The organism is Blastopirellula sp. J2-11, assembly GCF_024584705.1.
Taxonomy (GTDB): Bacteria; Planctomycetota; Planctomycetia; order Pirellulales; family Pirellulaceae; genus Blastopirellula.
This window is the reverse complement of sequence record NZ_CP097384.1, coordinates 2595130-2615667: the sequence shown is the minus strand read 5'-3', so window position 1 is coordinate 2615667 and position 20538 is coordinate 2595130. Positions and strand designations below refer to the sequence as shown.

At 56.7% G+C, this 20538-nt stretch carries 17 protein-coding genes; 13 read left to right on the top strand and 4 right to left on the bottom strand.

Annotated features, from left to right (window positions below; genetic code table 11):
• Positions 1 to 11: 11 nt before the first annotated feature.
• Positions 12 to 566, bottom strand: coding sequence for a YqgE/AlgH family protein (locus M4951_RS10820; protein WP_262026497.1), 555 nt, complete (start codon positions 564 to 566; stop codon positions 12 to 14).
• 184 nt (positions 567 to 750) lie between these two features.
• Positions 751 to 1761 (bottom strand): ketoacyl-ACP synthase III, encoded by a 1011-nt coding sequence (locus M4951_RS10815; protein ID WP_262026496.1) that lies wholly within the window; start codon positions 1759 to 1761, stop codon positions 751 to 753.
• A gap of 220 nt (positions 1762 to 1981) precedes the next feature.
• Here M4951_RS10815 and M4951_RS10810 point away from each other — a divergent pair, with 220 nt between their 5' ends.
• The 12 genes from M4951_RS10810 to M4951_RS10755 all read left to right on the top strand — a co-directional run bounded on the left by M4951_RS10810 (position 1982) and on the right by M4951_RS10755 (position 16800).
• A complete protein-coding gene (locus tag M4951_RS10810; protein WP_262026495.1) occupies positions 1982 to 2776 on the top strand; it encodes a DUF1570 domain-containing protein in 795 nt (264 codons plus the stop codon).
• 301 nt (positions 2777 to 3077) lie between these two features.
• Entirely contained in the window at positions 3078 to 4472 is a 1395-nt protein-coding gene (locus M4951_RS10805; protein ID WP_262026494.1) for an IS4 family transposase, read from the top strand.
• Between the two features lie 324 nt (positions 4473 to 4796).
• Positions 4797 to 5336, top strand: a complete 540-nt coding sequence (locus tag M4951_RS10800; RefSeq protein ID WP_262026493.1) for a hypothetical protein — start codon at positions 4797 to 4799, stop codon at positions 5334 to 5336.
• A gap of 214 nt (positions 5337 to 5550) precedes the next feature.
• Entirely contained in the window at positions 5551 to 7206 is a 1656-nt protein-coding gene (locus M4951_RS10795; RefSeq protein ID WP_262026492.1) for a serine/threonine protein kinase, read from the top strand.
• 267 nt (positions 7207 to 7473) lie between these two features.
• Complete coding sequence (locus tag M4951_RS10790; RefSeq protein ID WP_262026491.1) at positions 7474 to 7869, top strand: GntR family transcriptional regulator; 396 nt, start codon at positions 7474 to 7476, stop codon at positions 7867 to 7869.
• On the top strand, positions 7866 to 8786 hold the full coding sequence (locus tag M4951_RS10785) for an ABC transporter ATP-binding protein (RefSeq protein ID WP_262026490.1): 921 nt from the start codon (positions 7866 to 7868) through the stop codon (positions 8784 to 8786). Before M4951_RS10790 ends, M4951_RS10785 begins: the two co-directional genes overlap by 4 nt.
• Positions 8783 to 10867: a hypothetical protein gene (locus M4951_RS10780; protein ID WP_262026489.1), complete on the top strand. Its 2085-nt coding sequence runs from the start codon at positions 8783 to 8785 to the stop codon at positions 10865 to 10867. Before M4951_RS10785 ends, M4951_RS10780 begins: the two co-directional genes overlap by 4 nt.
• A gap of 349 nt (positions 10868 to 11216) precedes the next feature.
• A complete protein-coding gene (leuC, locus tag M4951_RS10775) occupies positions 11217 to 12629 on the top strand; it encodes a 3-isopropylmalate dehydratase large subunit (protein WP_262026488.1) in 1413 nt (470 codons plus the stop codon).
• Positions 12630 to 12683: 54 nt separating this feature from the next.
• Positions 12684 to 13277, top strand: coding sequence for a 3-isopropylmalate dehydratase small subunit (gene leuD, locus M4951_RS10770; protein ID WP_262026487.1), 594 nt, complete (start codon positions 12684 to 12686; stop codon positions 13275 to 13277).
• A 180-nt stretch (positions 13278 to 13457) separates the two neighbouring features.
• Complete coding sequence (locus tag M4951_RS10765; protein ID WP_262026486.1) at positions 13458 to 14453, top strand: hypothetical protein; 996 nt, start codon at positions 13458 to 13460, stop codon at positions 14451 to 14453.
• Between the two features lie 56 nt (positions 14454 to 14509).
• A complete protein-coding gene (locus M4951_RS10760) occupies positions 14510 to 16204 on the top strand; it encodes a putative sensor domain DACNV-containing protein (protein WP_262026485.1) in 1695 nt (564 codons plus the stop codon).
• A 158-nt stretch (positions 16205 to 16362) separates the two neighbouring features.
• Positions 16363 to 16800, top strand: coding sequence for a nucleoside deaminase (locus tag M4951_RS10755; RefSeq protein WP_262026484.1), 438 nt, complete (start codon positions 16363 to 16365; stop codon positions 16798 to 16800).
• On the opposite strand, the gene M4951_RS10750 is transcribed toward M4951_RS10755, so the two are convergent.
• Positions 16774 to 16989, bottom strand: a complete 216-nt coding sequence (locus tag M4951_RS10750) for a hypothetical protein (protein ID WP_262026483.1) — start codon at positions 16987 to 16989, stop codon at positions 16774 to 16776. The genes M4951_RS10755 and M4951_RS10750 overlap by 27 nt on opposite strands.
• Before the next feature lie 241 nt (positions 16990 to 17230).
• On the opposite strand from M4951_RS10750, the gene M4951_RS10745 reads away from it, so the two are divergent.
• Positions 17231 to 18748, top strand: coding sequence for a hypothetical protein (locus M4951_RS10745; RefSeq protein ID WP_262026482.1), 1518 nt, complete (start codon positions 17231 to 17233; stop codon positions 18746 to 18748).
• Positions 18749 to 19259: 511 nt separating this feature from the next.
• Here M4951_RS10745 and bioB read toward each other — a convergent pair.
• Entirely contained in the window at positions 19260 to 20303 is a 1044-nt protein-coding gene (gene bioB, locus M4951_RS10740) for a biotin synthase BioB (RefSeq protein WP_262026481.1), read from the bottom strand.
• Positions 20304 to 20538 lie beyond the last annotated feature (235 nt).

The window sequence follows — 20538 nt, the reverse complement described above, 5'->3', positions numbered from 1 at the left end:
AGAAAAAAACGTCAATTCATCGTGGGGTCGGTCGGCATTCCTTTGAGATGCAGCGTCGCTCGCATGATGTCGGCGCCGATCTTGCCGGTTACATCCTTCCACAGCCGCTCTACGTCGGTCGTAAAGACATGAGCGGCTTCGGCCGGCAGCAAGAGCCAGCCGCCGGCGTCCATCTCGGCTTCCAACTGCTGCTCGCCCCAGCCTGAATAGCCGATAAAGAGCCGCTTCGGTTCGTGTTCCTCGCGCACCAGCTTCTCGATGTTTTCTTTGTCGCTGGAGAAATAGACGCCCGGCAAGATCTCGATCTCTTTGCAGGGGGGATGCGAGTGAATCGCCATCAGCGGCCCTTGCACGGGTCCGCCCAAAAAGACCAGGCTCTCATCCCCAATCTCTTCGCCGGCGACCTCTCGCCACATCGCGGCCATCGTCAACTCGGTAGGCCTGGTCAAAACCAATCCCAACGCTCCATCTTCGTCATGCTGCACCATCAAGACGACGGTCCGCAAGAAATTGGGATCGGGCAAATGAGGCGACGCGATTAGCAATTGACCTTGGAGCGACTGCATCGTGCGAAACCTTTTGCGGCAAGCCAAACGGCGGATGTGAGCCTCGTAGCTCTATTTTTGTTCCGCCCGCTGCAAAAAGCCAGTGCGGACACGTTTTGTCCAACGCCGCGACAGTTCGCCGCTTGTTCAATCTGACGAGCTACTAAATAGCGGCGCAGGTGGTCAATGTACTAGCTGCGGAGCTCTACCAACGCGAGCCGTACGGATCTTGCCAAATACATCCGCCCCAAGACCAGCCGACGCCAAATCCGACCATGACATGCTTGCGACGCGGCGCCAGGCGACCTTGCTTGCGCAAGTCATGGATCAAAATCGGAATCGTCGCCGAGACGGTATTGCCGTATTTGCTCAATTCGATCGGCATCCGTTTCTCGTCCAAGCCGAGCCGCTCTTGCAGTTGCTCCAGCATTTTCCGCGTCGCTTGGTGAAACAGATAGAGATCAAGTTGCTCGCGTTCCATCGCAGCGGCGGCGAGAATGTTCTCGACCAGTTGCGGAACGGCGCCAACCGTAAAACTAATCAGACTGGGTCCATCCATATAGAGCCGGCTGCTCCAGCGTTTGCGATGTCGTGGTTGGATCGCATCCTCCGTCGGGCGAGCTCCCCCTTCGCCAACCAGCAGCGTATCTGCGCCGCTGCCGTCGGTCCCAAATTGAAAACCGAAAAGTTCCTGCTTGTCGCTCGCTTCAATCAGCGTTGCGGCGGCGCCATCCCCAAAAATCGTGCGAATGCTGCGATCGTCGGGGGCGATGTATTTCGAGTACGTCTCGGCCGTGATAAACAAAACGCGGCGAGCGACTCCCGAGCGAATCAAACCATCGGCCAGCGCAAGCCCATAGATAAAGCCGGAGCACCCCAAGTTGAAATCGAGCGCACCACATTTTGTCGGCAAGCCAAGTCGATCTTGCATCAAGCAAGCCGTCGTTGGCAGCGGATAGTCAGGCGTTTGCGTGCAGAACAACAGAAAGTCGATCGACTGGGGATCGATTGAGTGCTCTTCAAACAGACGCAGCGCCGCCTTCACGCCCAAATCTGAAGCGCACTCTCCTTCAGCAGCGACATGCCGTTGTTCGATCCCCGTTTTCGAGGCGATCAGCTTCATGTCCCACTGCGGAAATTCCGCCTGCAGTTGTTCGTTCGTTTCGATCCGTTCCGGCAAATGGATAGCGATCGGTCCGATCGACGCGTACTTCACAAAGCGTCCTTTGCTTTTTTACCCAAGCTGAAGATGTCGCCGTTATAGGTACATCATTCACCGTTAATCGTTTGCCTACCAGAGCTTAACGAATCTGGGAAAGTAGGGAAGACCGGATTAGCCCAGGAAGTGTTCGACCTTGACTTGTTACCGCCGTTTTTTCTACTCTTCGCTCGCTTCATGGACACTTCATCGCAGATCAATTTCGGATAGCCGGGTTATGCCTTCCCCGCGATTTACCCGGCGACTATTCATTTCGGCCGCACTTGCCGCCGGAAGCGCACCTTGGTTTGCCTGGGCAGACACCCCAGAATGGCCAGATGAACAACGGATTCCACCGTTTGTGATTCATGCCGATTTCGCGCTTAACACCGTGCCGCTATTCGAAGGGGAGCTCGCCGGTCTCCGTCGAGATCTAGCGACGTTTCTCACGCTTCCAGAACAGCCGGCGGAGATTCATCTTTATCTCTTTGGATCGGCATCCACCTATCGTGACTACGTCACACGCTACTTCCCAGGCGTTCCCCAACGTCGCGCACTCTTCATCCAAGCGAATGAAGTGCCGATGGTATTCGCCCATCGTTCTCCCCATTTGCTGACCGACCTGCGGCATGAATGCTGTCATGCGCTCGTCCATCAAACGCATCACGATCTTCCCCTTTGGCTGGATGAAGGGATCGCCGAATACTTTGAACCTCCGCTTCATAATCGCCTACATCGGGGAGACTATCTGCCGCAGGTGATCCAAGAAGCGAAAATGGGCGAAATCTCTCCGCTAGTGACTCTAGAGCGTCTGCGTAGCGTCAATGAAATGGGGGACCGCCAATATCGCCACTGCTGGGCGTGGCTCCATTTCTTACGTCATGGACCAGCGGCAGCACAGCAATCCTTGACCCAGTACCTCTCAGCACAGCGTCAACATCCCAAGACGCCGGTCTCCTACTATCTGCGTAGCCAATTCACCGACGCCGAGGCGGAATGCCGCCGCTATCTGATGGCGATTCGAACCTCTTAGCGTCGTGTGCCATGCTCTTACTGCGTCTTTGCAGAAAGAGCATGCCTTTCCAACTTGGCGCAACGAATCACTCTAGTGTTCTGTCACGCGACAATTTTCAGGCGCCATGTTTTTATTAGCCGTAGTGCGTTAGCACCGGTTTCTGATGAGAACTCATTTGCGAAAGACAATTGGTGACAGAAACCGCGGCTAACGCCCAATGCCGCTTACTTTGTCAAAATCCTGACCGCATTTCGGTTTGGGTACGAGATTTGCGCCAAGTTGAGAGATTTTGATCTCTCTGTCACAATGGCGGCTAGTCATGATTCCATCTCCCACTCTGCCCGATTCGCCCGAAGCGCAGTTTGTCGCCGCCAGAACTCTGCTCAGTGAGATTCTGCGCGTTCCACAAATCGAGGCGATCGTTGATTTTGATGATCGCCCCAACACCAAGATGGTCTACACTCAGGCCGTCACGATTTGGCTGTTGATTCTGCAACGTCTGCTCGGCGGGGCGTCGCTGCAAGCGGTCGTCTCGGAAGCGATCGAACATCCGAGCGAACTCTTTCCTGACAACAAGCGGGTCCACGAAGGCACCTTGGGAGCGAACACTTCCTCGTTCAGCGCCGCTCGCAAACGTCTGCCGTTGGATGCGATCGAAAGATTCTCGCGATGCGTTTGCGACCATCTTGGACGGAGCGCCGAGCCTGTTTTCGATGATCGGCGCGTGTTCATCATCGACGGGACCACGATCACGCTGCCGCCAACGCCTGTTCTGAAAAAGGCGTTTCCGCCGGCGACCAACCAGCTTGGCGAAACGGTTTGGCCAGTCGCGATGCTGATGGTGGCCGCCGAGATGCAAACCGGCTGCATCCTGGTTCCCAAGATCGATCCGATGTACGGCCCCCATAATTCCAGCGAAGCCAAACAAGCACGCGAGATTGTCGGCGAACTGCCCAGCCGCAGTATCGTCTTAGCGGACAGCGGTTTTGGGATCTTCAGCGTAGCTTATCACACGCGAGCAGCAGGGCACGATTTTCTGTTTCGCCTGTCGATGTTACGGTTAAAAGCGCATCGCAAGCAAGCCGAGCTAATCGATCAAGGCGAAGGCTATAAGAGCTTCCATTTGAACTGGCGTCCCTCGGCCAAGGAACGCAAGACCAATCCCGACTTGCCGACCGACGCTTCGCTGAATGTATTTGTGCACGAAGTCGAACTGGACGACGGCTCGACGCTGGGATTGGTGACGTCAATGAGCTTCGACGCACGATGCTTGGCGGAGCTTTACCATCGGCGCTATGACGTGGAATTCGACATTCGCGATTTAAAGGTGACGATGGACACCGAGAATCTGCGGGCCCAGAGCGTCGAGATGGTGATGAAGGAGTTAATGGGTTCCGTGGTTGCGTACAACTTGGTGTCGCAGCTTCGTCGCGGGGCCGCGAAGCTGGCGCGGATCGAGCCGCGAAAACTGAGCTTCACCGGGGTCTGGGTGACCTTTCAGGTCCAACTGCTGCGCAAGTCGTACGAGACGTTCGAGCAGTGGAGTACGGCTTTTACGAAAGCCTTGGTCAGCGCGTCGAAGCGAACACTACCGAACCGCAAGTCGCCGCGCAGCTACCCTCGGGTCGCCCATCCTCGCCGCGCAAAGACGACGAAGTTCCAAAAATCGCTTCGCAAAAAAGCAAAATCACCAGACCCGCCACCCCCTGAATAGCCGTAAAGTAAGCGGCATTGGGCTAACGCCGTGCGGCTGATTTCGTGGAAGCCGAAAATAGCGGTTTGACAGAACACTAGCTACCAGGACTCTAAGACATGCTCTTCACGCGAAGACGCGGTAAGAGCATGGCGCCTGACTAACGCATTTCCGCCAATCTGCGCAGTCATCCAAAGCACTGCCAAACCGAACTTCGCAGATTTCCTCATCGGCAGCTTCACCGCCGGTCGAAGGATAAATCGACACGGCGGAGCTAGATTACAGATCCGTCGTGCGCCGTAAATTAGACCGATTTTATCGGGCGTCGTTTTGAAGGGACTCAAATTGACTGCCGTTCGTTACCTGCGTTATCTCTACCAGGCTCACCTTTCGTCGCCTCGTCATGAGCGCGAGATCTATCACACAATTCGCCAAGCGGCGCCGATGACGCGCATCGTTCAGGTCGGCGTTGGCGACGGAGAGCTTGCGCAAAAGGTGATCCAGTTCACTCAACAATATGCGGGTGATACGCAGGTTGAGTACACCGGCATCGACATGTTCGAGGCGCGTGAGCAACAAGACGGTATGCCGCTAAAACAGGCGCACAAATGTCTAGTCGCAACCGGCGCCAAAATTAAACTGACGCCGGGAACGGCCTCGATGGCGATCCCCCGTTTAGCGAATGGTTTGCCCAATACGCAGCTTCTGTTGATCGCTGCGGATCAGGACGCCCACGACATCAATGCAGCGTTCAGTTGGCTGCCGCGGATGCTAACGGAAGAGAGCGTCATCTTCTGGGAGCGTTTAGGGAACGATGGTCTCCATCTAGAAAAGCTCTCTCTATCTGACCTCTCGGCGCCAGCACCGGCACGTAAAGCCGCCTAAACGGCGCGAGAATTTCGCGAACGAATCCTTTTCGTGCATCGTCGAGTATAAGTAGGGAAACGCCAGTTCCGAACATCGGTTTGGCGTTTCCCCCTTCCGACGCGAATAATAAGCAAACGCCAGTAGGCGATATTCGCCTTCTTTCATCGAAACGCTTACGATGAGGGAAGTTTGAAACGAACTTTGATCGACGATTGCGAGCTCCGGCGAGTCTATGCGCGGCACATCTGAATCGAGTGAGCTTCCCCCCGAAATCGATGAGACGGTGATTGCGCCATCGGAATCGACTGATGCGTCCCGCTCTCTCTCCCCAAATGTCGCTTTGGTCGAAGGCTCCAGCCCTCACTTTTCGGCCATCACTCAATCGCTGCTGCGCGTACGACTGCGAGTCGCAGCGCTCGCACTGGCGGCCGCCTACGGCGTGTTTCTCCTCTTTCACTTGTGGGCGTTCTTTTTTTCGTCCACCTACGGTGAAAGCTATGTGCTGCTGGTCTTTCACATTGCTCTCGTAGCGCTGTTGGGCACGACCGGCTACTATCTTTGCCCCAAGTGCGATCGCCAGACGCCGCTGTTACGCGTGCAAGAGGCGCTCGTCTTTGGGTTGCCGGCGATTTTCACGTTCCTGATTCAGCTTCAACCGTTGGGACGTTGCGATACGACGAATCACATGATTCAAAGTCCGGCGCCTCTCTGGTTGCTGCTGATCTTCACCTATGCGTTGTTCATCCCCAACAAATGGCCGCGTGCAGCAATCGTGATCGGCGTCATGGCCTTGGCGCCGCTCGCATTGATGGCGGTCGGCGGCTACCTGTGGCCTGATTGCCGTCTAGCGATCTCTAGCAATTGGGACATGGTCGGCAAAACGATGCTGGTGATGTTGGTCTGCAGCAGCGTCGCGGTCTTCGGCGTCCATACGATCAATCGCCTTCGGTCCGAAGCGTTTCGCGCCAAGCAACTGGGCCAATATCATCTCCGCAAGTTGATCGGTTCTGGCGGCATGGGCGAAGTTTATCTCGCCGAGCATACGCTGATGAAACGTCCCTGTGCGATCAAATTGATCCGCGCCGAGAAAGGCGCTGACAGTCGCGTCTTGGCTCGGTTCGAACGAGAGGTCCGCTTGTCGTCGAAGCTCTCTCATTGGAACAACATCGACATCTACGACTACGGACGAACCGCTGACGGCACGTTTTATTACGTGATGGAATTTTTGCCGGGGCTCTCGGTGTCGGACCTGGTCAAGCAATATGGTCCATTGCCGGCGGAACGATTGATCTATTTGATGACCCAAACCTGCGACGCGCTCTCCGAAGCGCACACCAAAGGACTGGTCCATCGCGACATCAAACCGGCGAATGTCTTCGCCGCCCAGCGCGGAGGTCACTACGACGTGGCGAAGCTGCTTGATTTCGGCCTGGCCAAGCCGATCGAAACAAGCGAAGAAGATACGCAGCTAACCCAGGAAGGCTCGATCACCGGTTCGCCGTTGTTCATGTCGCCAGAGCAAGCCTCCGGCGAGCACGAACCAGACGCTCGCGGCGATATTTATTCGCTCGGCGCGCTGATGTACTTCATGCTGACCGGTCAGGCGCCGTTCAATTACGACCGCCCGATCAAAGTAATCATCGCCCACGCCCACGAAAAGCCAGCCCCCCCGTCGCAACTAAATGCGGACATCCCGACCGAACTCGACGCGATCGTCCTCCGCTGCTTAGAAAAGTCGCCCGACGATCGATACCAGACCGCCGTCGAACTAGCGAACGCGCTGGAACGCTGCGAAGCCAATGGCCGCTGGAACCGACAGAAGGCCGCCAACTGGTGGATGGCCGACGAACGGCGAATTCCGGTGGCCGAAGAAGAAGTCTTCGCCTAAGAGGCGCGAATAGAAGAACGCGATAGCCCGAATTTCTCCGCCATTTCGGCTTCGGCCAATCCTCCCCCGCTGGGCAAGATTTCTGCCGGGTCTCATGCATCCATGTACGTGCGATGCTATCAAGCGTTCCGCCAGACACATCCTCTGGGCAATTGCTAGAGAGGAAATCTGGCACAAGTCGATCAATTTCCCCAACGGTCAATAAAACTGCTTGACATTAACCGTCAACCGCGTGTATCAATGTAGTAATACACTACAGGACGCGGCATGACGATCGACCCCACACAATTCGTAGTTCACCCTTCATCCGGTGTGCCCATCTACCGGCAAATCATCGACCAGGTTGAAGCGATGATTGTCGGCGCACGCTTGAGGGAAGGAGAGATGCTGCCGAGCGTTCGCGAAATGGCGACCGCTTTGGGGGTCAATCCAATGACCATTTCCAAAGCCTACGCCCGCTTGGAGACCGACAACGTGGTCGAAAGAGTTCGCGGCAAAGGCATGATGGTGCGCCGCCGATCCCCCTCAGGCAGCAAGTCGCAGCGGCTCGAAGAACTTCGTCCCACGATGCGCGCCGCCGTTGTCCGTAGTCGGCAATTGGGCCTTACTGATGATCAAATTCTGGAACTTGTTCGCCAAATTCTTCGGGAGATTCCATCGTGAGCATTCCTGCTTTGCAAACCGAGCTTCTTACCAAGCGTTTTGGAGATGAGGAAGTCTTACGGGGAATCGACCTCTCGATCGAGCCGGGCCAGGTTGTCGGGCTGATCGGCGCCAACGCCGCCGGAAAAACAACGCTTATCAAATGCCTGCTAGGACTCTTGAAAGCGACCAGCGGCGCGTGTCGCCTGTTGGGAGAAGACTCTTGGGATTTGAGCGCAGCGGCCAAGGCGCGAATCGGCTACGTCTCGCAAGATTTCGAGATGCTCCCCTGGATGACCGTACAGGGAATGTGCGACTACACCGGTGCGTTCTACGAAAGTTGGCGGCCTACCCATGTCGAGCGTTTGCGGGATGAATGGCAATTGCCGAGTGATAAGCTCGTGGGCGCTTTGTCGGTTGGACAGCGGCAGAAACTGGCCGTCATCCTGGCTCTTGGTCATCAACCGGAGCTATTGATGCTCGATGAACCGGTCGCCAGTCTTGACCCTTTCGCTCGGCGGCAGTTTCTGCAGTCGCTCGTCCAGTTTACCGAGGCCGAGCAAAACACCATTCTCTTCTCAACGCACATCACTTCTGACTTAGAGCGGATTGCTTCGCATGTGGCCATTCTACGCGACGGAAAGCTGGCTTGGTTCGGTCCGCTCGACACGCTGAAAGAAGGTTGCAAACGACTGCGGATCAACGCTCACCAAGCGTTGCCGCTCGACTTTCAAATTCCGGGTGCAATCCGGTGCGAACTGCATGGCCGGCATGCCCTCGTTTCCGTCGCGCAGATGGATGAAGAACTCCGCGAGTCGATCGCCCAAAAGTGGCGTGCCGACGTCCAGGTCGAAGACCTCAATCTGGAAGAGATCTTTCTTGAGTGGACCGGCAATCGTCAAGATCAGGCCTCTTCCCCCGCCAAGGTATCGTCATGAACGCCCAACTATACCAGGTGTTTCTCACCTATGCCCGTCGGCCGATTCTGCTGTTGATTGGCGCGGTCGTCGCGCTGCTGGCGGTAGGATTATTTTTCTTGGGACTGTATGGAAAAACCGGCGGAAACTCGATTGCACCCGACGTTCCTTTGATGGGAAGCAGCGCTGCGATTACTTCGGCCGATTGGCAGGCGAATCTGGCCGGTCGTCAGCCCAGCGAGATTGATCGCTTATTCGTCAATGATCCTCGGGGCGCTCCGCCGGCTGATCTAACTCCCTTCACGCATGCGACGACGATTCAACTCACCAGTCCCAACTTAACCGCCGAGCGAATCGCACAGCTTGCAGCGCTCGACCCGTTGCACAACTTGGCGATTCAAGCGCCTAACATCCCCGCGGGCGCCTGGTCTGAGCTTGGTCCCCAACTGCGATTACTAGAAATACCTGCGCGGCTGTTGGTCGATTATCCGCAAGAGGTTTCGCAGCTTGAGCGACTTGAAGTTCTTCGGATCGACCGTTCGGGCCTGAGCCGAGAAGCGATGTCGGTGATCGCGCAAATCCCGAACCTGAAATACTTGGTGCTTACGCATCGCGTCGTTGATTACAAAGCGCCCCAAGACGCCGCGCCGACGCTGCCGTTAACATGGGACCCCGCGCAGCTGGCGCCGCTGCAAAATCATCCTCACCTGCAGGCAATCTTCATCGATTGGCCCGGCCCGCCGCATCGCACCACGCCGGTGCTTCCCGGCGTAATGCTGTATGCCGCTTCCTTCTCGTACTCATTGCACTTTGCATTGCAGCTCTCCATTCTCTTGACTGCGGCCCTCTCTGTGATCGTCACGCTACAAACCTGGGCTCACTTTATGACGCAGCAGAGCGTGATTATTCCCGGTTACCATCGGCCCCATCGACAGGCCGCATTGATCGTGTTGCTGGGGGGAATTTTTGTGGTAGTGCTCCTTTTGTGGAATGCGCAATTTTCGCTGTTGCCTGCTTTGGCTATTGCGCTGGCGATGCCCTCGTTAATCATGACGATCTACACGGGAACTCAGGCCCGCTCGCCGTGGATTCGAATAGCTTGCGTTCCCCTGGGGCTTCTCGCCGGGACATTGATTTGGATACCTTGGTTCAGCTCTTTTGCGTCCCCTACCATGGCAGGCGAAATGAACTGGTTCTTTCGAGGAGCAACCTGGTGGTGGGCGGTCGGTCTACTCGCAGGGGAAGTCGTTTTGTTGACGGCAAGCTTTCGACAATTGCCACGAATTGCGCATCAAGTCTACGAACAGTCATCCCTGCACCCTGGATTCTCTCCCTGGGATCCTCAGCAACAACGGCGAACCGCTTACGGTTCTCAGCATTGGTGGCAATCGCTCTGGGGTCGCGGCCGACGTTTTCCCAAACTCGCCGGTAGTTCGGTGTGGCGTCAGGCGCAGCTGTGGAAGTCTGGCAATGCTTATCGTCCGCTACTCGCATTCCCGCTGATGGGGGCGATCTTTCTGTTGGTGGTGTTGGGGATGTCGTACGTCATACCCGCGCGTCAAACGCAATGGCCGCTGCTGATCGGGTTTCTCTTTCAATTCAGTTTGATCACGTTACTGCTGCCGGTCACCGTGTGGTATCGCCGTTGCCGCACTCTGCAAGTGGAGTCCTTACGGCCCGCAGGCAAAAACGATCTCACGCGGCAATTGTTTGTCGCTTTGGCGCTCGACCAGGCATGGGCGATTATTCCCATGCTGCTGGGGGTCGGCTACTTGCTCGCTTATCCGCAAAAAGGTGGGAACGACTTTACGGCCACAGCGATCGCCTTGTTGCTGGTAGTCGCACTCGCGTGGGGCTATGCGACCAGCACTTCGATCTTTGCGATCCAACGCTTATGGGTTCTCTTGGGATATTTTTTGGCGATGTTCGCCGTCTCGCTCGCGCTCGGTTTTGGTCTCACCTCCATGCTTGCCCTGCAAGTCATACCGACGGCTCTCCAAATTCCGCTCTTGTCGGTTATTTCCCTGGTGCTCCTGGGGGTCGCGGCGGCAATCATCCGCGCGACCTACGCTCACGCTCTAAACCGCGAGTGGGGGCTGTAGCCTAGATGGGAAGACTTCTGATACCGGGCATTTCTAACATTGGCTAGATGCCCCCATTTTTTGCTGGTTCCCAGCCATATCGCGAAGATACCCAAGCAGGCGCCCCCCCACATGAATGGGCGAGATTCCGTGCTTGGCGAACCTCCTTCTCGGCGAAAACCTCTTGTCAGATGCCGCTCGGCGACTCGCCAATCGGCGAAATCTCGGCTATCTTAAATAGTTTGCCGACAGCCTCTTTCCCTCACCGGGAGGGGCCGCTTCTAGCAACACTATCCACCCTATCGATTGCGGCGGACAACCACGCTCGCCGCGCTGGCGCCCAGTTAGGCGAGACTATCGGAGTAACTGTATGAGCGGATCGTCGCCCCGAAACATGTTCCAGAAGATCTGGGACAACCACCTTGTTCTGCAAGAAGAGGGTCAACAGGCGATTCTTTATATCGACCTGCAACTGGTCCACGAAGTGACCAGCGCTCAGGCCTTTGAAGGGCTACGCATCGCTGGCCGCAAGTTGCGACGCCCGGAACGTCACATCGCGACGCCGGACCATAATATTCCGACGACCGATCGCTCGCTGCCGATCGCCGATCCGATCTCGAAACAACAGATTGATACGCTCCGCAACAACTGCGTCGAGTTTGGCGTTCATCTCTACGACCTGAACGACAGCAAGCAAGGGATCGTCCATGTGATCGGTCCTGAGCTAGGCATGACGCAGCCCGGCATGACGATCGTCTGCGGCGATAGTCACACCGCGACGCATGGCGCGTTTGGCGCGCTTGCGTTCGGCATCGGCACTAGCGAAGTCGAACACGTCATGGCGACGCAGACGTTGTTGCAAGCGAAGCCGAAGACGATGGAACTGCGCGTTAACGGCACGCTCGCGCCCGGCGTCACCGCCAAAGACTTGATCTTGTACTTGATCGGCAAGCTGACGACCGCCGGCGGCACCGGCTACGTGTTGGAATACACCGGCGAAGCGATTCGCGCGTTGTCGATGGAAGAACGGATGACCGTCTGCAACATGTCGATCGAAGCTGGCGCCCGCGCCGGCATGATCGCTCCGGACGAAACGACGTTCGAGTATGTCAAAGGTCGTGAGTTCGCTCCGAAAGATTTTGACGCCGCCGTCGAAAAGTGGAAACAGCTTCCTTCGGACGAAGGCGCCAAGTATGACAAAGTGCTGATCTTCGACGCCAAAGATATCGCTCCGCAAATCACCTGGGGAACCAACCCTGGTCAAGTCGCTCCGGTGATCTCCAATGTTCCGTCCCCGACCGATTACGGCGACGCGACAGAGCAGAAGTCGACGCAAGCGGCGCTCGACTACATGGGGCTGACCGCCGGACAGCCGTTGACCGACGTCAAAATCGACCGCGTCTTCATCGGCTCATGCACCAATGCTCGCATCGAAGATTTGCGCGCCGCCGCCAAAGTGGTCAAAGGGCACAAAGTCGCCAACGGCGTGCATGCGATGGTCGTTCCCGGCAGCGGTCAGGTGAAAGACCAGGCCGAAGCGGAAGGGCTTGACGCCGTCTTTCGCGAAGCCGGTTTTGAATGGCGCGAAGCTGGTTGCAGCATGTGTTTGGCGATGAACCCTGACAAACTCGCGCCCGGCGAACGCTGTGCTTCGACCAGCAACCGCAACTTTGAAGGTCGACAAGGGAAGGGGGGACGCACGCATCTGGTCTCTCCGGCCATGGCCGCCGCGGCCGGCGTCACCGGTCACTTTGTCGACATCCGCGATTGGACCTATCAATAGTCCCGATCGCCTTCGCCAAACCCAATCACCGCCTTTGCGAGCTGAATAGAAATCATGAAAGAATTCACCACCCACACCGGCGTCGTCGCGACGATGGACCGGGCCAATGTCGATACCGATCAGATCATTCCGAAGCAATTTCTGAAACGGATCGAACGCACCGGCTTTGGCCAGTTCCTCTTTTTCGACTGGCGCTTTAACGATGACGGCTCGCCGAATCGCGACTTCGAGTTGAATCAGCCAGGCCTCGCTTCGGCGTCGATCCTGGTCGCGCGTCGTAACTTCGGCAGCGGCTCCAGCCGCGAACATGCCGTTTGGTCGCTTGACGACTACGGCTTTCGCGCGGTTTTGGCGCCCAGCTTCGCCGATATTTTTTACAGCAACAGCTTTAAGAATGGCCTGCTGCCGGTCCGTCTCAGCGAAGAGCAGATCGAGGAGATCTTCCAAAAAGCGAAAACCGTCGGCCCCGGCTTTGAGCTAACGATCAATCTGGACGCTCAAACCGTTACCGACAACGACGGCCTTTTGTTCAACTTTGAAATCGACGAAGCTCGTAAGCACAAAATGCTGAACGGTTTGGACGATATCGCGTTGACGCTGCAAAACGAAGACAAGATCACCGCCTACGAACAAGCGAACGGTCTGTAAACGGCCCTGCTAGCGAAATCGCACGATCCAGGGACGCCGCCGGCGTCCCTTTTTTTATGCGCCAAGTCGAATCCTAAAGTTCAAACCAATTCACGCTGCGGTTGCGGCAGGTCACGCTGACGGATCATAATTAGAGAGAAGCGAACAAACTGATTTCAAACCTTCGTTGGACTGACATCGATGCGTAAATATCTGCTGCCGCTGGCTTGTCTCTTTTCCGCCGTCACCTTTGTCTGGGCTGAAGTCGAAACCGAAGTCGTGATCGGCGAACTCGCCAATCCGACCGGCGTCGCCGTCAACGCTGACAGCGGCGACGTCTACGTCGCCGAGAGCGCCGCCGGACGTATCATTCGGATCGAAGATGGCAAAGCGGTCGATGTGGTGACCGGCTTCGCGCTTGACAAGTACGGCATGGATCCAACCTACGACATCGGCCCGCTCGGGCTGACGTTCCTGGATCAAAATCACATCGTCGTCAGCGGCGGCGGCAAACCGGATGGGGAAGACTTTGTGGCGATCTACGAGTTCGGCCAAAAGTCGACCGCCGATAAGCCGGTGCAAAAATTGGGCCCCTTGCCCGCCGAAGGCGATGTCAAAGCGGAAGGCAATTTTTACGGCGTCGCCGTGGTCAAGTTAGATAACGTCGACTGGATCGTCACCACCGCCAACGGCGATGACGAAAAAGGTTGGCTCGCCGCCGCCGAGAAAGAGAAAGCCAAGTTCAAACCGCTCACGCGCTACATCGCCACCAAAAAAGCGACCAAGGTCGACGCTCCGGCCGCGATTACGATCAGCCCGCGACAAGAAGCAGTCGTCGGTCAGATGGGAGAAATTGCGACTCCCGGCGATAGCCTGCTTACCTTTTACGACGTGAAAGCCAAGAAGCTGCTGATGTCGCTGCCGACCGGACTCAGCGACATTGTCGGCCTGGCCTACAGTCCCAAGACCGGCAGACTTTACGCGGTCGACTTCAGTTGGCACGATCCTTCGCAAGGAGGCCTATTTCGCATCGACGCCGTTCGCGTCGACGGCAAGCAAGCGGCCAAAGCGACCAAGATTGTCAGCCTGATGAAACCGACGGCGCTCGACTTCGCCAAAGACGGAACTCTCTACATCACCGAATTTGGCGAGGGAGAGCAGGGGGGCCGCGTGCTGAAGATCAAAGCAGGTTTGTAAAGCGCTTACGAAGAAAGATACGCAAGCATGAATTCACCCGGGGTCACAAAAAGTTCATGTTCGCTGGATTGACCAAAGAAGGACGCGTCGTCATGTTCTCGCACGACTCCGGGGACATTCGCGAACACTTGGAATGCTTCCAAGTGCAAATGGGATTTGAGCCGTTGACCGGCATTGACTACATCCGCGCCGACAACAAGATTGTGCCTGACATGGAGCGAATGAAGCGGCACGATCTGGAAGAGCATCAGAAGTACGCGCTCGAAACCAATCCGGCCTGGGTCTCGGGGGTCGATCTTCCCGATCCGCAGTTGGTCGAAGTTGCGGCGGGTCCTCCGTTGACCTATCCCGACGCGTTCGCCCACCTGGTCTTCGAGCAATCGCGTAAACTTCCCACGGCGCCGTCGCGCGAACTTGTTTGCCATTCGGTCAGTTCGCTCTACTTCGCCAGCTTGGAAAAAGAAGAGCAGATCTCGTACACGCTGCGCATCGAACTGATCCCGCGTACCGTGTTCGAGCAAGCCGACATGGAGCAAAACGTCAGCTTCTTTCGGCTCAAGCGTCCGCTGCCGCTCACTCCGGCCAACTTGATCAAACTGGGCCCGGCGATCGATCCTGGTCAAACTTCGATCCTGGCGCAAGAGAACGACGGCCATTTTGAGATCTGGGGCATGGTCGCGCGCGGCCGTTCGCTTCACAACTCGATGATGGGAGAAGCTTCGCAATGGTCGGCCGTCGGACCGCACCCCGTCTTATTGCGTTCGCGTGCGCCGGGCCATCTGATCGCCGAGGTCCTCGATTATCGGGTCGGCGAATACAAATCAGGCGCCGTCGTTACTGACTACTTGCCCATCTTTCGTGATGACGGCCCGGTTCGCCGATTTCTGGATAGCAAAAAGCTGGGCGCCGCGCCTTGCCGACTCTCGATTTTGCCGATCATCCAGCGGCTCGTTCGCCGCGCCGTTGACATTGGGCACGGCGGCATTGTGGTCATTGCCGACATCGCCGAATACGCGCGGCTCAACCAGAGCGATAACGACATCTTCGAGTCGAAGTACGACATCGCGCTGAGCGACTCGATCTCGATCTATCGCAGCAGCGAACAAAACAGCCGCCGATGGTCGCGCGTCAAAGCGGCTCTCCATCAACAACCGAATCCGCTGAATCCTCCCCATGTCGACATTGCGATCGATAGCGGCGTCCATCGGACCATCTCACCTGCCGAGGTTTTCAAAAGTAAGATCCAAAAGCTCTCCAACGGCCGTTTTCTCTCACGCTTGGCGGCCCACTGGGCCGCGGCCGATGAGATGGCGGCCCGCAATCGCCGCAGCGGCAACACGCAAGGCTTCAACGTCTGGAAAGAGATGCTGCAGTCGTCGGAACGAGCCGTCCGCGACGCCGAGTACGCGATCGGCAGTCTCGCAAGCCCCGACGGCGCCCTGTTACTGGGGACCGACCTCAGCGTCCTCGGCTTCGGCGTGATGATTCGCAACGTCGGCAAAGTAGCCGAGATCTATCGAGCCCGCGATGTCGCCGCCAGCCGGATCGAACGATTTGACCTCACCAGCTTCGGCACGCGCCACCAATCGGCCGCGTGGCTCGCAAGTCGCTTAGAAAACGGCATCGTTTTCGTGATCTCCGAAGACGAAACGATCACAGCCCTGATGCGCTGGCGCGAAAAAACCATCGCCTGGCGACCGGTGACGATCGATAACATTAGTGATGGAAAGTGGCTGGAAGAAGCGGTGTAACGTGCACTCTCGAACCAACCAAACACTAGCCCGTAGCGCAAGCGAGGGAATGTGGATGGAGATGCGAACAGGACTCGAAGTGCCCATCCACATTTCCTCGCTTGCGCTACGGGCTAGTGTTTGGTCACATCTTATTTCCAACTTGGAGAACTAGCGCCATGGACCAATTTCTAAAGCTCGCGATCGAAGAGGCTCGTCAAGGTCTTGCCGAAGGGGGCATCCCGATCGGTTCGGTCTTGGTGGTCGATGGCCAAGTCCGCGGCCAAGGACATAACCGCCGCGTGCAAAAGGGAAGCGCGATCCTGCATGCCGAGATGGATTGCCTGGAAGCGGCGGGCCGACTGACCGCCAAAGACTATCAGCGCGCCGTTCTTTATTCGACCCTCTCTCCCTGCGACATGTGCAGCGGCACGGCGCTGTTGTACAAGATTCCGAAAATCGTCATCGGCGAAAACCAAACTTTCCAAGGGCCCGAAGACTACGTTCGCAGCCGCGGCGTTCAGTTGGAAATTGTCGATAGCGCCGAATGCAAGGAACTGATGCGCGAGTTCATCGCAAAATGCCCCGAGCTATGGAACGAGGACATTGGGGTTTAGCTTGCACGTCGCCGCAATTTTTCTTCGTAGCCCGCTTTTCAGCAAGCGGAACCAATTGTCACCTTTTGCGCGCGGCTTCTCCCACACAATCAGCCGCACGGCGTTAGCCGCGGTTTCTGACAGGAACTGATTGTCGAAGGAAAATGGAAGATGAAAAACCGCGGCTAACGCCGTGCGGCTGATGTTCATATGGGCCGCGCCATGCTCTTCTCACGAAGTCACGAAGACGTGAGAAGAGCATGGCGTCTGAAAAAACTAGCGCTTCGAGCGATGAAGAAGACGCCGCTGCGGAAATTTGACACCGGCTCGCAAGCTGGGATAATCTTGTCAGACTGATTTCTCGTGCAATCATTCCCGGCGACGCCTTTCCCTCCTTCGCCATGAGAATTCAACTCCCGCCCGAACAAGTTTGTTGACTGGAGATAGACCCATGCTGGCAAGATTCCTGCATTTCTCGTTCTGCTTGGCGATGCTCTCGATTAGTATGCCGAGCACCATTTCCGCCGCTGCCCCTTTGCAACTCTCTGCCGGAACGGCCAAGATCGACGTGACCGACTATAGCGCCGGTCCGGTCAACGATCCGCTCTACGTGAAAGTAGTCGCAATCAAAGACGACGCGCTGATGACGGTGCTGATCTCGGTCGATGCGGTCGCGATCGGCGAAATCGGACGCATCAAGAACGACTATCTGCCGACGATGCGGAAGCGTCTCGAATCGGAACTCGGCATTCCGCCGACCCACGTCTTAGTGAATGCGAGTCACTGTCACGGGGTAATTCTTCCCGACATTTCCGATCATACGGTCAAAGCGGTGAAGCAGGCCGTCAGCAACATGACGCCGGTGCGAATCGGCGCCGGCAGCGGCAGCGAGAACCGCATCATGGAGAATCGCCGCTTAAAGCTCAAAAGCGGCCAAGAAGTCGACGTTCGCCATGCCTACTCGCTTCCGCCGGATGAAGAAGTGGCCGGCGTCGGCGCGACCGATCCCGAGATCGGCGTGCTCCGTTTGGATCGCGAAAACGGCGAAACCTTGGCGGTTATTTACAATTTCGCGTGTCACCCGATCCAGGGCGTTCCCAACGGAGCCAACACCGCCGACATCATCGGATATGCGTCGAAGGTGATCGAAGAAAACCTAAGCGAAGGGACGCTGGCGCTTTTCCTGCAGGGATGTGCCGGCGACATTAACCCCGCTTATTACAAAGATGTCGATCATCCTCGCAGCGCCGAGCCGCTTGGCAATTTGTTGGGGCTGAGCACGCTGAAAGCGATTCGAAAAATCGAGTGCAAACCCGACAATCGCCTGGCGATATTGAATGAAACGTTGACGCTGCCGCGCAGCGATCTGGCCGACAAGATCGCCGAGTTGGACGCGGAAGAACGGCTCTTGCTGCGGAACCTGCAGGGGACCACGTTGAACTTCAAGACGTTTATGTCGTTGATGCTGAAACACAAATTGTCGCCAGAATTTCCCTCTTACTATTCGCATCGCTATCTTTACGACGAAGCGCAAGAGCGGAGCGATCTGAGGTCGTTGGACGCTCAGAACAAGAAAGCGGTGCAAGCCTACCTGCAAAACGTCTTTACGATGGAAAAGCTGACGCGTTTGCAAGCCAACCGGGCTCTCTTGCGCAAGCATCAGACGAACATGGTCGACTCCGGCAAACGGACGATCGACGTCGAGGTCGCCGCGCTGCGGATCGGCGACTTTGTGCTGCTGACGTTTCCTGGCGAATTGACCAGCCCGGTCGGCATGAATATCAAAGGCGATTCTCCCCACGACCTGACTTTCGTGGCCGGGTACACCAACGGCTACATTTACTATTGCCCTACGGTGGAACAGATGCAAAACCGCGGCGGCGCCCAGGAAGATAGTGATTGCCTACTAGCGCCGCAGTGGCAAGAGAAATTTGAAACAACCGCAGCCGAGATGCTGAAGCAGTTGTAACTTCCAACAACGTCAGCGCCACGATAAGCAAAGGGGGCGAAGATTGTTGGTTGACAAAACGCACGGAATTCGGGTCGATTACCGGTGGAGAATTAACCCTCGAATCACGATCACTCGTCAGCCCAAAACGTTGACGGGAAGGGAGATTCTATGCGCCGCGGCGTTTCGTGCTATCACCATCCAACTTTCCAACATCGGCCAATGCCCCGATGCAAAAAAAACAAAACGGTCCAGTCCAACCCGAAAAAGCGCGGAGTCCAGTCCGGTCCAACCTTTCGACCCGAAAAACACGATGCGGTCCGGTCCAACCTTTCGATCCGAAAAAACATGGAGCGGTCCGGTCCAGTCCTACTTCCTACTTCGCGCAAGCACCACGAACCTGCCAAATCGGCAACCAACCGAGAAGCGTGGAAACGCCACTGATCGACGATGTTGCGTTACCACGCGAGAATGTTTTCAACATGCATAAGCAGGACTTGGTGCGTCTTGACGCACCCTATGAAGAGCGGTCCTACGATGCGGGTTGCTGGCCGACGACGGCTTCGTCGCATTTGGTGACCTCAAAGCCGAGATCTTCCAACATGCGATAATCGTCTTCGGCTTGTTGGCCGGACGTGGTCAGATAGTCGCCGAGGAAGATGGAGTTGGCCGCGTACAAACCAAGCGGTTGCAAGCTGCGGAGATGGATCTCGCGACCGCCGGCGATGCGCAGTTCGCTCGCCGGATTGGCGAAGCGGTACATCGCCAAGATCTTCAAGCAGCGGCGCGGCGTCAGGTCGCGGCCTTGTTCGTGCAGCGGAGTTCCTTCGATCGGATTCAAGAAGTTGACGGGGATCGATTCGACGTTCAAGTCACGCAGTTCGTTCGCCATGCGGACGACGTCGAGATCGGTTTCGCCCATGCCGACGATGCCGCCGCTGCAAAGTTCAATGCCGGCGTTGCGAACGGCCGAGAGCGTCTCGATTCGGTCTTCGTAGGTGTGGGTCGAGCAGATCTTCTCGTAGTAATCTTTACTGGTGTTGACGTTATGATTGACGCGATCCACGCCGCAGGCCTTCAGCCGTTCGGCCTGATCTTGCGACAGCAAGCCAAGACAGGCGCAGATCTTCAGGTCGTACTTCTGCTTGATTTCAGGCACGATCGTTTCGACCGCGTTCATTTCGCGTTCGTTGGGACCGCGGGCCGAGATCACGATGCAGTAAGTCTTCACGCCGCGCTCGGCGGCGATCTCGGCGCCTTGCATCAGTTTGTCGCGGCTGAGGAAGTTGTATTTGGGGATCTCGGCGTCGGAGACCTTCGACTGCGAGCAGTAGCCGCAATCCTCGGGGCAAAGCCCGCTCTTCGCGTTCATCAACTGATACAGCTGAACCGTTTTGCCAAAATGACGTTTGCGGATCGCGAATGCGGCGGACAGCAGATCGAGCAGCTCGTCGTCGTTGCTGCGCAAGATCGCCAAGCCATCTTCTTCGCTCAAGCGGGCGCCCGCCAAAACGTCGTGGGCCAGTTTCATCCAGCGGTTTTCGGCCGTCAGGGTCGTCTCTTCAACAATCGCCATCGATCAATCTCGTCGCCCAAAGTGTGTTGCAGAATTGCCCCGTATTGTAAAACGAAGCGGCGGAAGAGGGTAGGTCGGCGGAACCCTCTCTCGCCATTTCTCCTGGTCTCTCTAGATTTCGGAAGCGTCTGCGCATTTCAGGTGCGGGCAGCCTCTTTTTCGCGAGATGCTGAAGTCTCCCCCATTTCTTTGCCGAAAATCAGAGTAAGCCCCAACTTGGGGGAAGCTGGCCGCG

Excerpts from the sequence above, each read along its gene's own strand:
- M4951_RS10820 (WP_262026497.1), bottom strand. The coding sequence starts at position 566 with ATGCAGTCGCTCCAAGGTCAATTGCTAATCGCGTCGCCTCATTTGCCC.
- M4951_RS10810 (WP_262026495.1), top strand. The coding sequence starts at position 1,982 with ATGCCTTCCCCGCGATTTACCCGGCGACTATTCATTTCGGCCGCACTT.
- M4951_RS10805 (WP_262026494.1), top strand. The coding sequence starts at position 3,078 with ATGATTCCATCTCCCACTCTGCCCGATTCGCCCGAAGCGCAGTTTGTC.
- M4951_RS10795 (WP_262026492.1), top strand. The coding sequence starts at position 5,551 with ATGCGCGGCACATCTGAATCGAGTGAGCTTCCCCCCGAAATCGATGAG.
- M4951_RS10790 (WP_262026491.1), top strand. The coding sequence starts at position 7,474 with ATGACGATCGACCCCACACAATTCGTAGTTCACCCTTCATCCGGTGTG.
- M4951_RS10780 (WP_262026489.1), top strand. The coding sequence starts at position 8,783 with ATGAACGCCCAACTATACCAGGTGTTTCTCACCTATGCCCGTCGGCCG.
- leuC (WP_262026488.1), top strand. The coding sequence starts at position 11,217 with ATGAGCGGATCGTCGCCCCGAAACATGTTCCAGAAGATCTGGGACAAC.
- leuD (WP_262026487.1), top strand. The coding sequence starts at position 12,684 with ATGAAAGAATTCACCACCCACACCGGCGTCGTCGCGACGATGGACCGG.
- M4951_RS10765 (WP_262026486.1), top strand. The coding sequence starts at position 13,458 with ATGCGTAAATATCTGCTGCCGCTGGCTTGTCTCTTTTCCGCCGTCACC.
- M4951_RS10760 (WP_262026485.1), top strand. The coding sequence starts at position 14,510 with ATGTTCGCTGGATTGACCAAAGAAGGACGCGTCGTCATGTTCTCGCAC.
- M4951_RS10755 (WP_262026484.1), top strand. The coding sequence starts at position 16,363 with ATGGACCAATTTCTAAAGCTCGCGATCGAAGAGGCTCGTCAAGGTCTT.
- M4951_RS10750 (WP_262026483.1), bottom strand. The coding sequence starts at position 16,989 with ATGAACATCAGCCGCACGGCGTTAGCCGCGGTTTTTCATCTTCCATTT.
- M4951_RS10745 (WP_262026482.1), top strand. The coding sequence starts at position 17,231 with ATGCTGGCAAGATTCCTGCATTTCTCGTTCTGCTTGGCGATGCTCTCG.
- bioB (WP_262026481.1), bottom strand. The coding sequence starts at position 20,303 with ATGGCGATTGTTGAAGAGACGACCCTGACGGCCGAAAACCGCTGGATG.